This window comes from Pseudomonas sp. Irchel 3E20 (assembly GCF_900187645.1).
Lineage (GTDB): Bacteria > Pseudomonadota > Gammaproteobacteria > Pseudomonadales > Pseudomonadaceae > Aquipseudomonas.
Window position 1 is genome coordinate 201,104 of record NZ_FYEE01000007.1, and the last position, 13,897, is coordinate 215,000.

Annotated in this window: 15 protein-coding genes; 9 read left to right on the forward strand and 6 right to left on the reverse strand. The window is 60.9% G+C overall.

The annotated features are described in order from the left end of the window. Positions 1-58: 58 nt before the first annotated feature. A complete protein-coding gene (locus tag CKW13_RS15180) occupies positions 59-1,912 on the reverse strand; it encodes a DUF4105 domain-containing protein (RefSeq protein WP_095109440.1) in 1,854 nt (617 codons plus the stop codon). A gap of 122 nt (positions 1,913-2,034) precedes the next feature. Then, a complete protein-coding gene (locus CKW13_RS15185) occupies positions 2,035-2,523 on the reverse strand; it encodes a DUF3015 domain-containing protein (protein WP_095109441.1) in 489 nt (162 codons plus the stop codon). Positions 2,524-2,962: 439 nt separating this feature from the next. Here CKW13_RS15185 and CKW13_RS15190 point away from each other — a divergent pair, with 439 nt between their 5' ends. The 4 genes from CKW13_RS15190 (at position 2,963) to CKW13_RS15205 (ending at position 7,252) form a co-directional block, all read left to right on the forward strand. Next, complete coding sequence (locus CKW13_RS15190; protein WP_095109442.1) at positions 2,963-5,401, forward strand: Lon protease family protein; 2,439 nt, start codon at positions 2,963-2,965, stop codon at positions 5,399-5,401. Positions 5,402-5,602: 201 nt separating this feature from the next. Next, the gene (locus CKW13_RS15195) at positions 5,603-5,923 is read left to right on the forward strand and encodes a hypothetical protein (protein WP_095109443.1); all 321 of its coding nucleotides are present in this window, start codon (positions 5,603-5,605) and stop codon (positions 5,921-5,923) included. Between the two features lie 75 nt (positions 5,924-5,998). Then, the gene (locus tag CKW13_RS15200; protein ID WP_095109444.1) at positions 5,999-6,487 is read left to right on the forward strand and encodes a TIGR00645 family protein; all 489 of its coding nucleotides are present in this window, start codon (positions 5,999-6,001) and stop codon (positions 6,485-6,487) included. A gap of 147 nt (positions 6,488-6,634) precedes the next feature. Continuing rightward, positions 6,635-7,252, forward strand: coding sequence for an FKBP-type peptidyl-prolyl cis-trans isomerase (locus CKW13_RS15205; protein ID WP_095109445.1), 618 nt, complete (start codon positions 6,635-6,637; stop codon positions 7,250-7,252). Positions 7,253-7,381: 129 nt separating this feature from the next. Here the strand turns inward: CKW13_RS15205 and CKW13_RS15210 are convergent, their stop codons facing one another. The 3 genes from CKW13_RS15210 to CKW13_RS15220 all read right to left on the reverse strand — a co-directional run bounded on the left by CKW13_RS15210 (position 7,382) and on the right by CKW13_RS15220 (position 9,246). Beyond that, complete coding sequence (locus tag CKW13_RS15210; protein WP_095109446.1) at positions 7,382-7,639, reverse strand: hypothetical protein; 258 nt, start codon at positions 7,637-7,639, stop codon at positions 7,382-7,384. Between the two features lie 180 nt (positions 7,640-7,819). Next, positions 7,820-8,161, reverse strand: a complete 342-nt coding sequence (locus tag CKW13_RS15215) for a zinc ribbon domain-containing protein YjdM (RefSeq protein WP_095109447.1) — start codon at positions 8,159-8,161, stop codon at positions 7,820-7,822. A 116-nt stretch (positions 8,162-8,277) separates the two neighbouring features. Further along, positions 8,278-9,246 (reverse strand): polyprenyl synthetase family protein, encoded by a 969-nt coding sequence (locus CKW13_RS15220; RefSeq protein ID WP_095109448.1) that lies wholly within the window; start codon positions 9,244-9,246, stop codon positions 8,278-8,280. A gap of 241 nt (positions 9,247-9,487) precedes the next feature. Here CKW13_RS15220 and rplU point away from each other — a divergent pair, with 241 nt between their 5' ends. The 5 genes from rplU (at position 9,488) to CKW13_RS15245 (ending at position 13,251) form a co-directional block, all read left to right on the forward strand. Then, on the forward strand, positions 9,488-9,802 hold the full coding sequence (rplU, locus tag CKW13_RS15225; RefSeq protein ID WP_003176051.1) for a 50S ribosomal protein L21: 315 nt from the start codon (positions 9,488-9,490) through the stop codon (positions 9,800-9,802). Between the two features lie 35 nt (positions 9,803-9,837). Continuing rightward, positions 9,838-10,113, forward strand: a complete 276-nt coding sequence (rpmA, locus tag CKW13_RS15230) for a 50S ribosomal protein L27 (RefSeq protein ID WP_095109449.1) — start codon at positions 9,838-9,840, stop codon at positions 10,111-10,113. 195 nt (positions 10,114-10,308) lie between these two features. Continuing rightward, on the forward strand, positions 10,309-11,532 hold the full coding sequence (gene cgtA / locus CKW13_RS15235) for an Obg family GTPase CgtA (protein WP_095109450.1): 1,224 nt from the start codon (positions 10,309-10,311) through the stop codon (positions 11,530-11,532). Between the two features lie 121 nt (positions 11,533-11,653). Then, positions 11,654-12,772: a glutamate 5-kinase gene (gene proB, locus CKW13_RS15240; protein ID WP_095109451.1), complete on the forward strand. Its 1,119-nt coding sequence runs from the start codon at positions 11,654-11,656 to the stop codon at positions 12,770-12,772. An 11-nt stretch (positions 12,773-12,783) separates the two neighbouring features. Further along, complete coding sequence (locus CKW13_RS15245) at positions 12,784-13,251, forward strand: CreA family protein (RefSeq protein ID WP_095109452.1); 468 nt, start codon at positions 12,784-12,786, stop codon at positions 13,249-13,251. 116 nt (positions 13,252-13,367) lie between these two features. Here the strand turns inward: CKW13_RS15245 and rpsT are convergent, their stop codons facing one another. Then, the gene (gene rpsT / locus CKW13_RS15250; RefSeq protein ID WP_095109453.1) at positions 13,368-13,646 is read right to left on the reverse strand and encodes a 30S ribosomal protein S20; all 279 of its coding nucleotides are present in this window, start codon (positions 13,644-13,646) and stop codon (positions 13,368-13,370) included. Between the last annotated feature and the right edge of the window lie 251 nt (positions 13,647-13,897).

The following is a 13,897-nucleotide window of genomic DNA, read 5'->3' on the forward strand; positions in this document are numbered from 1 at the left end:
GCAGCCTTTTGGTTTCATCGGGCGTTGCAAAGCGACCTGTGGGGCGCTGTTTTGCGCTTCAGTAGTGATACCACTTCAATTCCAGCATCACTTCGTTCTCGGCCGAGGCCAGGTGGCTGAATTCGCGCTGGGCACTCAGGCGCAGGCCCAGGTTGCGCGACAACTCCCATTGCTGGTTGAGGCTCAGGCTACGGCGCACTTCGCCGTTGGTGAAGTAGTCGCCGCGCGCCTCCAGGCTCAGGTTGCCCAGGGGGTTTTTCCACAGCAGGCCGGTATTGAACCCGGCGGCTGGGGAGATGAATTCGGCGAAGTCGTTGTTGTGCTCCACGCGCACGGTACCCAGGGCAAAGCCGAGCAGGTCGTCACCCAGTTGCCAGGTGCCGCCGGCGCCACCATTGACGTGGCTGACCAGGGTTTCGTCGTCGTGCTTGCCCGGCACCCGTTCCAGGCCCCCGGTGACTTGCCACGACAGTGGTTGCAGCAGCTCGTTGCGCGGGGTCAGGGAGCGGATGGTGGCCAGGTCCAGTTGCTGCAACTGCCAGCGATTGCCTTCGTACTGGCGCACTTTCATTTGCAGGATTTCGATCTGCGCGCCCAGGGGGAAGCCTTCGGCGTTGTCGTTGAGGTCGTGATAGGCCATGCGCAGGCCGTATTCGGCGAAGGCATCGTCGCCCCGGGTGCCGATGCCGGCCTGCCAGGTGCGCGATTCGTGGCCGTCCTCGGGCAGGCCGGGGCGGGGGATGTCCAGCTCCGGCGCAGGGTTCTGGTTGATCGCGCGCAACAGTTCGAAGCTGCGCTGGGCCCGTTGCGGGTCGCGTTCCTGGCCGTTGGCGCGGTAGCGCTCCAGGCGATAGGCGGCGTCGATAATCAACGCCTGGCGCGCGCGGGGCAGGGCCTTGAAGGCCGGGGCCTGGAGCTGTTGCTGGTCGGCGCTGACCTTGAGCACCCATTGCTGTTCGTCACCGTCCAGCGGCTCGGCGCGGCTGAGCAATTCGCGCTCGCGGGAGGGGCGATAGTCGATCTTCTCCACCAGGCCCGCGTCCTTGACCGCTTTCACCGTGTCGGTGGGGATGGCGGTAAGGGGGAATTGCTCGGTCAGCTTCAGGCCCGGGCGGGCCACTTGCAGCAGCTCGAGTAGGCGATAGGAGCAGTTTTCGTCGAAGAAAAAGTAGTCGAACTTGATCTGCTTGAGTTCCCAGACGTGCTCGACCATGCGCTCAGTCTCGACTTGCGTCAGGTTCAGCCGGTATTCCCACAGGTCGCGGTTCTCCAGGCTGCGGTACTCGGAGAGCTTTTCCTGGTAGGGCACCAGGGCGAAGAGGCCGGGGTAGCCGCCCATCAGGCCTTTCCAGGCGTAGAGGATGCTGTTGTCGGAGCCTTCGATGTAGGCGCCGAAGTTGATCGCGTAGCTGAGCAGGGCGGTCTGGTCGCTTTGCACATCGGCCTGGTCGATGCGCAGCAGGGTATGGCCGAACATCGACGACGGGCTATTGAGGTAAGCCGCCGGGAAAATCATCACCGCGCTGTGGGGCGAAACGTCCTTGAACCACTGGGTGAATTCGGCGCACGCCACCGTGGGCAGGTCGGTGAGGCTCAGTTGCGCCTTGAGCCAACGGGTGCGCGCCGGGTACACGCACTGGGCGTGTTGCTCGCCGGCGCTGGCAGGCGCGTAGAGCGCTTGCAGGGTGGCTTGCAGCTCGGCATCGGGGCGTTCGGCGCCGTTGGCGGCGAGGAAGAACTTGGGGTCGCTGACATAGCTGCGCCAGCCGCCGAGCTTGGCGGTTTCGTAGTGGCCCAGGGAAATCCAGAAGGGGTCGTTGGCCAGTTGCTGCAAACGCGGGTTGTCGATCTGTGGTGCGGCGGACAACGGGGCGCAGACACAGAGCGCCAGGTAGGCAAGGCGTTTGAGCATGGTGGCAACTTAATAAAAAAGAGACCCGAGTCGGGGTGGGGCGACCGGTAAGCCTGGGGCAGGCTTGAGCGGCCAGGTCCAAAAAACAAAACCCGCCCCATGAAGGGGCGGGTGGGCCGAGCTTATGCCGGAGTGGCGTATTTAGCCAGGCGAGCGTCGCCCTTGAGGATGGCCAGGGTGTTGGTATGCACGTCTTCAGCGGTGGCGTCTGCCTTGGTGAAGATCTGTTGGAAGTGTTCGTGGGTGACTGCGGCGAAGTGCGCGCGGTCTTCAGGTGCCACGCCGAGTACCACGGCATAGGTGGTCAGCGCTTCGCCCTGACCCTTGGCCATGTCTTCGGAGAGTTCGTTCATCATGCCGTTCATGGCGAACCAGGATTTGCCGCCGTAGGTCAGCGAAGCGTTGGTGGCGCAGCCGTTGGTGCCGGAAGTCATGCCGAACGTGGCGTTGCCGGAAGTGCCGTTGGTGGTGGATGCCAGGAAGTGAGCCGGGGTGCCACGCTGACCTTCGAACAGCATGTTGCCCCAACCGCAATCCGGGCCGCCTGGCGCCTGAGCCATAGCGTTGATGGATACAGCGGCGAAGAGAGTACCGAGAAGAATCCGTTTCATAGCTTTGTTCTCTTTATGTGCATACCAATGGACAGGAGTCTGGCCCGTATCAGCGCCAGTCGGGCCGGTTATTTGCCCAGCCGCGCAGCTTGGAGTTTAGGCACGATCCCAGGGTTCCGTGATTTTTTGTAAAACAATCGTCGAGGCTCCGGTTTATCGGGGCTTGACCGGGGTTTTGGGTGGTGTTCCTGGCTGGAGGGGGCCGACTGCATGCCATGAGCTGCACGTGTGTGGAGCGGGGCGGCGCTCCGCTCACCCGCGATGGCGTCGGCCTATCCAACGCTGATACAGGCTGATACGCCGCCATCGCGGGCAAGCCCGCTCCCACAGGTGTCTTCATTGCGCCCGGGTGACGGCTACAGTTACCGCGTGCCTTGCCAGCCAGGCATACCCGGCGCCAGAATGCCGCCATCCGCCCCGCCTGATGTAAGGAAGTCCGATGCCTGATCCTGTTGCTGCCAGCTTGCGTCTCGCGCCTGAAGCGCTGACCCGTCCGTTTTCCGCTGAACAGTTCAGCTTCTCGACCACCAATGATTTGGAGCCCTTTCGCGGTGTGCTTGGCCAGGAACGTGCCGTCGAGGCCTTGCAGTTCGGTGTGGCGATGCCACGCCCCGGCTACAACGTATTTGTCATGGGCGAGCCGGGCACCGGCCGTTTTTCTTTCGTCAAACGCTACCTCAAGGCCGAGGGCAAGCGCCTGCAGACCCCGGCGGACTGGGTCTACGTCAACAACTTCGATGACCCCCGCGAACCCCGGGCCCTGGAGCTTCCCTCTGGCGAAGCGGGCGCTTTCATCGCCGATATCAATGGCTTAATCGACAACCTGCTGGCGACTTTTCCGGCGGTGTTCGAGCACCCGTCCTACCAGCAGAAGAAAAGCGCCATCGACCGCGCCTTCAACCAGCGCTACGACCGCGCGCTGGACGTGATCGAACGCCTGGCCCTGGAAAAAGACGTCGCCCTGTACCGCGACAGCAGCAATATCGCGTTCACCCCGATGGCCGAAGGCAAGGCGCTGGACGAGGCGGAGTTCGCCCAATTGCCGGAGGCTGAGCGTGAGCGCTTCCACGTCGATATCTCCGAACTGGAAGAGCGCCTGAACGAAGAGCTGGCGAGCCTGCCGCAGTGGAAGCGTGAGTCGAGCAACCAGATGCGCCAGCTCAACGAAGAGACCATCACCCTGGCCTTGCAGCCGCTGTTGGCGCCGTTGTCGCAGAAGTACGCGGAAAACGCCGCCGTGTGCGGCTATCTGCAAGCGATGCAGGTGTATTTGCTCAAGACCGTGGTCGAGCAACTGGTGGACGACAGCAAGACCGACGCCGTGGCGCGCAAACTGCTCGAAGAGCAGTACTGCCCCAGCCTGGTGGTCGGCCACCCCGCCAGTGGCGGCGCGCCGGTGGTGTTCGAGCCCCATCCGACCTACGACAACCTGTTCGGCCGCATCGAGTACAGCACCGACCAGGGCGCGCTCTACACCACCTATCGGCAGTTGCGCCCCGGTGCGCTGCACCGCGCCAATGGCGGCTTCTTGATCTTGGAAGCGGAAAAAATGCTCAGCGAACCGTTCGTGTGGGACGCGCTCAAACGCGCCCTGCAATCGCGCAAGCTGAAAATGGAGTCGCCGTTGGGCGAACTGGGGCGCCTGGCCACGGTGACCCTGACGCCGCAGCACATTCCGTTGCAGGTCAAGGTCATCATTATCGGCGCGCGCCAGTTGTACTACACGCTGCAGGACCTGGATCCGGACTTCCAGGAGATGTTCCGGGTGCTGGTGGACTTCGACGAAGACATCCCGATGGTCGACGAAAGCCTGGAACAGTTCGCCCAGTTACTCAAAACCCGCACCAGCGAAGAAGGCATGGCGCCGCTGACCGCCGACGCGGTGGCGCGCCTGGCCACCTACAGCGCACGCCTGGCCGAGCATCAGGGGCGCTTGTCGGCGCGTATCGGCGATCTATTCCAGTTGGTCAGCGAGGCGGATTTCATTCGCCACCTGGCCGGCGATGAAATGACCGATGCCGGGCATATCGAACGCGCCCTCAAGGCCAAGGCCACCCGCACTGGCCGGGTGTCGGCACGGATTCTCGACGACATGCTGGCGGGGATCATCCTGATCGACACCGACGGCGCCGCAGTCGGCAAGTGCAACGGCCTGACGGTGCTGGAAGTGGGCGATTCGGCCTTCGGTGTGCCGGCGCGGATCTCGGCCACGGTGTACCCGGGCGGCAGCGGTATCGTGGACATCGAGCGCGAGGTCAACCTCGGGCAACCGATTCACTCCAAGGGCGTGATGATCCTCACCGGTTACCTGGGCAGCCGCTATGCCCAGGAATTCCCCTTGGCGATTTCCGCAAGCATTGCCCTGGAGCAGTCCTACGGCTACGTCGATGGCGACAGCGCCTCCCTGGGCGAGGCGTGCACGCTGATTTCGGCATTGTCCAAAACGCCGCTCAAGCAGTGTTTTGCCATTACCGGCTCGATCAACCAGTTCGGTGAAGTGCAAGCGGTGGGCGGGGTCAACGAGAAGATCGAAGGCTTCTTCCGCCTCTGCGAGGCCCGTGGGCTGACGGGGGAGCAGGGGGCGATCATTCCCCAGGCTAACGTCGCCACCTTGATGCTCGACGAGAAAGTCCTGGCGGCGGTGCGGGCCGGACAGTTCCACGTGTATGCCGTGCGTCAGGCGGACGAAGCCCTGAGCCTGTTGGTCGGTGAGCCGGCCGGCGAGCCGGATGAGGAGGGGCAGTTCCCCGAAGGCAGCGTCAATGCGCGGGTGGTGGAGCGCTTGCGGGTGATCGCGGAAATGATTAGCGAAGACGACCTCAAGGACGCCGAGAAGGAGTTGGCGCAGCAGGCGTTGGTCGAAGCCAAGCCCGCCTGAGGCCTGTGGCAAGCGGGTCGGCCCCGCTTGCCATTTCGATGCGTCAAAAAGTCGACAATGACCATTCGGCGCCTGGTTAGGCCCGCCAACTTGCTGACTTGGCTTTTCTTCTATGCTCAGGACAGGGAATCGACAGTCATCACTGGATCGAGCCGGCCCCCTCGTGGGGGCTGAACACCGGATCTACCGAGGGTCGCCGCCATGCCGCGCAACCTCTGCCTCACCCGCCAGTGCCTGGGCCTGGTCACCCGCATCGAATGCAGCATTCGCCCGCTCGCCGGGGAAACCGGCATGTGGACGTTGCTATTCGCCGCCGGTATGGCCGGCGAGCAGCCCACGGCGATCAAGGCGCAGGGCCCGTTCCATGGGCCGTTCGTCGCCGAGTCCATTCTGAAAACCATCGTTGAAAGCCTGACGTCCCACGGCTATGAGTTGGCCGACGACCCGCAGATCTGGTGCCTGCACTTGCAGGCGCAACTGCGCGAGATCAATGGCGGGCGCTGCCACCCCACGGCGTTCTAGGCGCGGCACCGCGGTTTATGGGTGTTTGAGCGGCTGCTATACTCGCCGCCATTTTCTGCCCTTGTGTGAGATTCAATGGAACGTTTTATCGAAAATGCTATGTACGCCTCGCGTTGGCTGCTGGCGCCGATCTACTTTGGCCTGTCCCTGGGCTTGCTGGCGTTAGCGCTGAAGTTCTTCCAGGAAGTGCTGCACGTTTTCCCCAACATTTTCGCGATGGCGGAGTCCGAGTTGATCCTGGTGTTGTTGTCGCTGATCGACATGGCGCTGGTGGGCGGCCTGTTGGTGATGGTGATGATTTCCGGCTACGAGAATTTCGTCTCCCAACTCGACATCGATGACCACAAAGAGAAGCTCAACTGGCTGGGTACCATGGATTCGTCTTCCCTGAAGATGAAAGTGGCCGCCTCGATCGTCGCGATCTCGTCGATCCACCTGCTGCGCATCTTCATGGATGCCAAGAACGTCGATCCCGAGCACTTGATGTGGTACGTCATCATCCACATGACGTTCGTGGTCTCGGCATTCGCCATGGGTTACCTGGACAAGCTGACCAAACACTGATTCCCCGGCGCCAGTAGGCGCGCACTTTGCGCCTACTGATCTCGATCGCGGCAGTGTGCTAGTCTGCTCGCCCTTTTTATCAAGGGTTTTCCGGGAGCCGGCCTTATACCAAGCGGCTTCCAGGGTGCCCCACAGCGGAGCCGTGTTATGTCCGAAGTCAATCTGTCCACCGACGAAACCCGCGTCAGCTACGGCATTGGCCGTCAGTTGGGCGACCAACTGCGCGACAACCCGCCGCCCGGCGTTAGCCTGGACGCGATCCTGGCAGGCCTGACCGACGCCTTCGCCGGCAAGGAAAGCCGTGTTGGCCAGGAAGAAATGTCCGCCAGCTTCAAGGTTATCCGCGAAGTCATGCAAGCCGAAGCCGCTGCCAAGGCTGAAGCCGCTGCCGGCGCTGGCCTGGCATTCCTGGCCGACAACGCCAAGCGCGAAGGCATCACTACTCTGGCCTCCGGCCTGCAATTCGAAGTGCTGACCGCGGGTGAAGGCGCCAAGCCATCGCGTGAAGACACCGTGCGCACGCACTACCACGGCACGCTGATCGACGGCACGGTATTCGACAGCTCCTACGATCGTGGGCAGCCAGCGGAATTCCCGGTGGGTGGCGTGATCGCTGGCTGGACCGAAGCCCTGCAACTGATGAATGCCGGCAGCAAATGGCGCTTGTACGTGCCGAGCGAACTGGCCTACGGCGCTCAGGGCGTGGGTAGCATCCCGCCGCACAGCGTTTTGGTGTTCGACGTCGAACTGCTCGACGTTCTGTAAGGTTGGTTGAAGCGGTGTGGGCCTGCATTGCGATGCAGGCAACTCGATTTCAGGTTTGCGCCGCGGTGAAACAGCCGCGGGCAAGTCGGGTCGCCGCACCGTTTGCTTCTATAGGTTCTGCGGGGTGGTTCATGGGTGGAACTTACCGTTGAGCTCCGTCACCGGGCGCAAGGCTCGGGCATAGCAGAACAGAAACAGGTTGCGCACCAACTCCTTAAGCACCACCGGCTCGCTGGAGTTCAGGCCATGGAGATCCAGGTCGCCCTGGTCTTGCAGCTCATTGAGCGCTTCTTCTTCCAATACGGCACAGACTTCCCCGGTTTCCCTGTGAAGGATCCTGAGGTAGGGGTGTGGGCGGTCCAGCCAGGCGTCGATCAAATAAGTCATGGTTCTCATCTCCGTTGAAGGGTTCGATGAGAATAATTCTTATTCAAGTAATAGCAAGCGCCTATTGGCGATTTCTGCATTTTTTTGTGTGGGCATTGCATGGGCTGACAGAGCTATGGCTTTTTGCTATTGCTGGCCGCGGTGCCGTCCCGCATTGCACGGGATGGCAGCCAGCATGGTTCAGACCTTTCTGACGAACTCGGACTTGAGCTTCATCGGGCCGATGCCCTCGATCTTGCAGTCAATGTCGTGGTCGCCGTCACACAGGCGGATGTTCTTGACCTTGGTGCCGACCTTGACCACCAGGGAAGTGCCCTTGACCTTGAGGTCTTTGATGACGGTGATGGTGTCGCCGTCTTGCAGGACATTACCGACCGAATCCTTCTTCACGGTTTCGTCGCTGGCTGTCTCGGCCTCGTCAGAGGCGGACCACTCGTGGGCGCACTCCGGGCAGATCAGCTGTGCGCCGTCTTCATAGGTGTATTCGCAATTGCATTTTGGGCAGGGTGGCAACGTGCTCACTAAGGCTCCTTGGATTCAGGATCGCTAAAAAGCGCACATTGTATAGGGTTTTAGCTGGGGCAGGGGTGCAACGCAAAAGCAAGTGGGAGCAGGCGTGCTCCCACCGGGTGTGGCGGTCAGTGAGTACGGGCGACCGCGAACTCGCTCAATTCGATCAGGGCGTCGCGGTACTCGCTGGCCGGGATGGCTTCCAGGCACTGGATGGCGCGAGCCACGTAATCGCGTGCCAGTTGCGCTGTGTATTCCAGCGAGCCGGACGCTTCCACGGCGGTGCGGATGCTTTCCAGGTCTTCGATGCCGCCCTTTTGGATTGCCTGGCGCACCAGCGCGGCTTGCTCGGCGGTGCCTTCGCGCATGGTGTAGATCAGCGGCAGGGTCGGCTTGCCTTCGGCCAGGTCATCGCCGACGTTTTTGCCCAGGGTGTCGGCGTCGCCACGGTAGTCGAGCAGGTCGTCAACCAGTTGGAACGCCACGCCCAGGTGATCGCCAAAGGTGCGCAACGCCTCTGCCTGTTCGGCGGTGGCGCCGGCCAGGACGGCGGCACTGTGGGTAGAAGCCTCGAAGAGCATGGCGGTCTTGCCACGAATGACTTCCATGTAGGTTTCTTCGCTGGTGCTGGCGTCGCGCACTTTGGACAGTTGCAGCACCTCGCCTTCGGCGATGATGCGCGTGGCCTGGGAGAGGATCTTCATCACTGGCATGGAGCCCAGCTCGACCATCATCTCGAACGAGCGCGAGTACAGGAAGTCGCCCACCAGCACGCTCGGGGCGTTGCCCCACATGGCGTTGGCGGTGGAGCGGCCACGGCGCATGCCGGACATATCGACCACATCGTCATGCAGCAGGGTGGCGGTGTGCAGGAACTCGATGGTTGCGGCGAGCAGGCGCATGTCGTCGCCCTCGCGGCCCAGCGCCTTGCCGCACAGCAGCACCAATAGAGGACGCAGGCGCTTGCCCCCGGCCGAGGTAATGTAGTCGCCGATTTTCGATACCAGCGGTACTCGGGAAGTCAGCTGTTTCTTGATGATACCGTCGACGGCGCTAAAATCGTCCGCCACCGCGCGGTAGAAAGCTTGGGGTTGCATCAGCGACAGGTGCTCCAGAAGGGTTGCGCGGCATGCTAGGACCCGTGCCCCTGGGTGTCAAGGCGCGTTGGACGCCCCCTTGCAAGGTGCGGGTGCCTTGCGTACAATCGCGCACCCTGAACTTCCTGGGCAGCACCTGCCTTACGCAATTGCATCTGGGCCGTTCCAGCCTCATGCAGCCATGCCAGCCAATACCTCTTCTTATAAAGAGCTGGGTGAGCAGGATTATCGGAGAAATACCATGTCTTACGCAGTAATCGTTACAGGCGGCAAGCAGTATAAAGTCGCTCCAGGTGAATACCTGAAGATCGAAAAGCTGGAAATCGCTACCGGCGAATCCGTCACTTTTGATCGCGTTCTGTTGGTTGCCAATGGCGACGACGTAAATATCGGTGCCCCAGTTGTTGCTGGTGCTACCGTTGTGGCTGAAGTGATCTCCCAAGGTCGTCACGATAAAGTCCGCATCATCAAGTTCCGTCGTCGTAAGCACCACATGAAGCGTATGGGCCACCGCCAGTGGTACACCGAGATCAAAATCACCGGTATTCAGGCTTAATTTCAGCCTAATTCCTCACTAGGAGAATTGAACTCATGGCACACAAAAAAGCTGGTGGTAGTACCCGTAACGGTCGCGACTCAGAAGCCAAACGCCTTGGCGTGAAGATGTATGGCGGCCAGGTCATCGTTCCAGGCAACATCATCGTGCGTCAGCGCGGCACCCAATTCCACGCCGGTTACGGTGTTGGCATGGGTAAAGATCACACCCTCTTCGCTAAAATCGAAGGCGTGATCAAGTTCCAGGTTAAAGGCGCCTTCGGTCGTCGTTACGTAAGCGTTGTCCCGAAGACTGAAGTCGTCGCGGCATAATTACGTAGTTGCTGGAAAAGCCCTGTCTTGCGACGGGGCTTTTTCGTTTGTGGGGTGAGTCTCTTGCAAAACTGTTTGTATGGGCTGCCAGCGCTGGATTGTGCGGTCGTTGATTGAGGTCGCTGCGCTCATTTTTGCAAGAGTCTTATGTCTTGGTGATTTTTGGCTCGTCCATGCGGCGAGAGGCGTTTTGTTATGAAGTTTGTTGATGAAGTTTCGATTCGAGTAAAGGCCGGCGACGGCGGTAACGGTTGCATGAGTTTCCGTCGGGAAAAGTTCATCGAAAACGGTGGCCCCAACGGCGGTGACGGCGGTGACGGCGGTTCGGTGTTCATGGTCGCCGACGAAAACCTCAATACCCTGGTGGACTACCGCTACACCCGGCATTTTGATGCCGAGCGCGGTTCCAACGGCGGCAGTACCGATTGCACCGGCAAAAAAGGTGAGGAATTGGTGCTGCGCGTACCGGTGGGCACCACGGTGATCGACTCCGCCACCCAGGAAGTGATTGGCGACCTGACCAAGGCCGGCCAGCGTCTGCTGGTGGCTCACGGTGGTTGGCACGGTCTGGGCAATACCCGTTTCAAATCCAGCACCAACCGCGCGCCGCGTCAGACAACCCCTGGCAAGCCGGGCGAGCAGCGTGACCTCAAGCTGGAAATGAAGGTTCTGGCTGACGTGGGCCTGTTGGGTTTGCCGAATGCGGGCAAAAGTACCTTTATCCGTTCGGTTTCGGCCGCCAAGCCGAAGGTGGCGGATTATCCGTTCACCACCCTGGTGCCGAACCTGGGTGTGGTCAGTGTCGATCGCTGGAAGAGCTTTGTAGTTGCGGACATCCCGGGCCTGATCGAAGGGGCTTCCGACGGTGCGGGCCTGGGGATTCGCTTCCTCAAGCACTTGTCTCGCACTCGTCTGTTGCTGCACCTCGTCGACATGGCGCCGCTGGATGAAAGCAGTGCGCCAGACGCAGCTGAGGTGATTGTCAGTGAGCTGACCAAGTTCAGCCCGTCCCTGGCCGAGCGCGATCGCTGGTTGGTGCTGAACAAGTGCGACCAGATCCTTGAGGAAGAGCACGAAGAGCGGGTCAAGGAGATCGTTGATCGTCTGGAGTGGACTGGCCCGGTCTACGTGATCTCGGCCATTGCCAAAGAAGGCACTGAGCGTCTGACCCGCGACATCATGCGTTACCTGGAAGATCGTGCCGATCGCTTGGCTAACGACCCGGTCTACAAGGCAGAGTTGGCGGACCTCGATCAGCGTATCGAAGACGAGGCGCGTGCCCAATTGCAAGCCCTGGATGACCAGCGCGCACTGCGCCGCAGCGGCGTCAAGTCGGTTCACGATATTGGTGATGACGACTGGGACGAGGAAGATGTGGATGACGAAGATGGTCCGGAAATCATTTACGTCCGCGACTGATTCGTTGCAGTAAACTACAAGCGCCGCTCACTGAGCGGCGTTTTAGTATCTGTAAAAACTCCTACTAATAATCGCGCGGGTGGTGCTGGGTCGCGCCGCTCGCAAGCTAAGGTTGAAGATGATGCGGAGCAAGGTGACAGGTGCGCAGCGTTGGGTCGTGAAGATCGGCAGTGCGTTGCTGACGGCGGATGGCAAGGGGCTGGATCGTGCGGCCATGGGTGTCTGGGTCGAGCAGATGGTGGCCCTGCATGAGGCGGGTGTGGAGTTGGTGCTGGTGTCCTCCGGGGCCGTGGCTGCCGGCATGAGCCGCTTGGGCTGGACGGCGCGACCCAGCGCGATGCACGAGCTCCAGGCTGCTGCTGCTATCGGTCAGATGGGCTTGGTGCAGGCCTGGGAGTCGAGCTTTGCCGAGCATGGTCGCCATACTGCGCAAATCCTGTTGACCCATGATGACCTGTCTGATCGCAAGCGTTACCTCAATGCCCGCAGCACGTTGCGTGCCCTGGTCGAGCTCAAGGTGATTCCGGTCATCAACGAGAACGACACGGTGGTCACCGATGAAATCCGCTTTGGCGACAACGATACCCTGGCGGCGCTGGTGGCTAACTTGGTGGAGGCGGATCTGCTGGTGATTCTCACGGATCGCGACGGGATGTTCGATGCCGATCCGCGCAACAACCCCGATGCCCAGATGATTTACGAGGCGCGCGCGGACGACCCGGCGCTGGATGCGGTGGCGGGCGGCACGGGTGGCGCCCTGGGGCGCGGCGGTATGCAGACCAAGCTGCGTGCGGCGCGCCTGGCGGCGCGCTCCGGCGCTCATACCATCATCGTTGGTGGGCGCTTGGAGCGGGTACTGGACCGGCTCAAGGCTGGCGAGCGCATCGGCACGTTGCTGTCGCCGGAGCGCGGCATGCTGGCGGCGCGCAAGCAATGGCTGGCCGGGCATCTGCAGACGCGCGGTACCTTGGTGCTGGATGAAGGGGCGGTTTCTGCCTTGTCTCGGGGCAACAAGAGCCTGCTGCCGGTGGGTGTGAAACTGGTGCAGGGTAGCTTCCGTCGCGGTGAAATGGTGGTGTGCGTCGCGCCGGATGGTCGTGAGATCGCGCGCGGGCTGGCCAATTACAGCGCCCTTGAGGCGCAAAAAATCATCGGGCAGTCGTCTGAGGCGATTGTCGGTCTCTTGGGTTACATGGCGGAGCCGGAACTGGTTCACCGCGATAACCTGATTCTGGTTTAAGGGAAACCTGTATGCGCATGGCTAAAGGGTGGTTGGGGCTGTTGCTGGCGATGCCGTTGCTGGCATCGGCCGAAGAGATTGGTCGGGTGTCGACGGTGTTCAAGTTTGTCGGGCCGAACGACCGGATTGTGGTCGAGGCGTTCGATGATCCGAAGGTCGAAGGTGTGACCTGCTACCTGTCCCGCGCCAAGACGGGCGGTGTAAAGGGTGGTCTGGGGTTGGCCGAGGATCGTGCTGAGGCGTCGATTGCTTGTCGCCAGGTCGGGCCGATCAGCTTCAAGGGCGAGCTCAAGGAGGGTGATGAAGTGTTCAAGGAGCGCACGTCGCTGGTGTTCAAGACCATGCAGGTGGTGCGTTTCCTCGACAAGAAGCGCAATACCCTGGTGTACCTGGTGTACAGCGACCGCTTGATCGAAGGCAGCCCGCAGAATGCGGTGACGGCCATCCCGATCCTGCCATGGGCCAATAGCGCGCAGTAAATGGGTGTGATTTATGGGGATGGGAGTGGCGTTGCCGGCTCCCATTTTTTATGCCGGTATAAATCCTAGGCAATAAAAAACCGACCCTGGGGTCGGTTTTTTAACAAGCGTGTCGCTTAGGCTGCTACAGCAAGGTTCAATGCCTTGATGTGGCCATTCAAGCGGCCTTTATGGCGAGCAGCTTTGTTTTTGTGAATGATGCCTTTGTCAGCCATGCGGTCGATGACTGGCACGGCCAGAACGTAAGCGGCTTGTGCTTTTTCAGCGTCTTTTGCGTCGATGGCTTTGACTACATTCTTGATGTAGGTGCGAACCATGGAACGCAGGCTGGCGTTGTGGCTGCGACGCTTCTCAGCCTGTTTTGCACGTTTTTTGGCGGAAGGTGAGTTGGCCACCGTCGAGCTCCTCGAAAGACTTTTTAGGGAATAGCAAACAAAATAGGCCGCGAATCATGCCGATGAGTTGAAGTCTTGTCAAGGGCGGTTGATGCGTTCCGCTAAGTGGTAGGTGTGGGGCACCCGGATATTTCTTTCCGGCGCCTGACCTGTAAACTCGCGAGCTTTGGCTCTGTGCTGCTGCGGCGCGGAGTATCGCATAAGTGGGCGCGTTGTTCGCCTGCTGTTTATCGACAGGCGAAAACTCTTTC

Excerpts from the sequence above, each read along its gene's own strand:
- CKW13_RS15200 (WP_095109444.1), top strand. The coding sequence starts at position 5,999 with ATGGAACGTTTTATCGAAAATGCTATGTACGCCTCGCGTTGGCTGCTG.
- rplU (WP_003176051.1), top strand. The coding sequence starts at position 9,488 with ATGTCTTACGCAGTAATCGTTACAGGCGGCAAGCAGTATAAAGTCGCT.
- CKW13_RS15195 (WP_095109443.1), top strand. The coding sequence starts at position 5,603 with ATGCCGCGCAACCTCTGCCTCACCCGCCAGTGCCTGGGCCTGGTCACC.
- CKW13_RS15245 (WP_095109452.1), top strand. The coding sequence starts at position 12,784 with ATGCGCATGGCTAAAGGGTGGTTGGGGCTGTTGCTGGCGATGCCGTTG.
- cgtA (WP_095109450.1), top strand. The coding sequence starts at position 10,309 with ATGAAGTTTGTTGATGAAGTTTCGATTCGAGTAAAGGCCGGCGACGGC.
- CKW13_RS15190 (WP_095109442.1), top strand. The coding sequence starts at position 2,963 with ATGCCTGATCCTGTTGCTGCCAGCTTGCGTCTCGCGCCTGAAGCGCTG.
- CKW13_RS15220 (WP_095109448.1), bottom strand. The coding sequence starts at position 9,246 with ATGCAACCCCAAGCTTTCTACCGCGCGGTGGCGGACGATTTTAGCGCC.
- CKW13_RS15205 (WP_095109445.1), top strand. The coding sequence starts at position 6,635 with ATGTCCGAAGTCAATCTGTCCACCGACGAAACCCGCGTCAGCTACGGC.
- CKW13_RS15180 (WP_095109440.1), bottom strand. The coding sequence starts at position 1,912 with ATGCTCAAACGCCTTGCCTACCTGGCGCTCTGTGTCTGCGCCCCGTTG.
- CKW13_RS15210 (WP_095109446.1), bottom strand. The coding sequence starts at position 7,639 with ATGACTTATTTGATCGACGCCTGGCTGGACCGCCCACACCCCTACCTC.
- proB (WP_095109451.1), top strand. The coding sequence starts at position 11,654 with ATGCGGAGCAAGGTGACAGGTGCGCAGCGTTGGGTCGTGAAGATCGGC.
- CKW13_RS15185 (WP_095109441.1), bottom strand. The coding sequence starts at position 2,523 with ATGAAACGGATTCTTCTCGGTACTCTCTTCGCCGCTGTATCCATCAAC.
- rpmA (WP_095109449.1), top strand. The coding sequence starts at position 9,838 with ATGGCACACAAAAAAGCTGGTGGTAGTACCCGTAACGGTCGCGACTCA.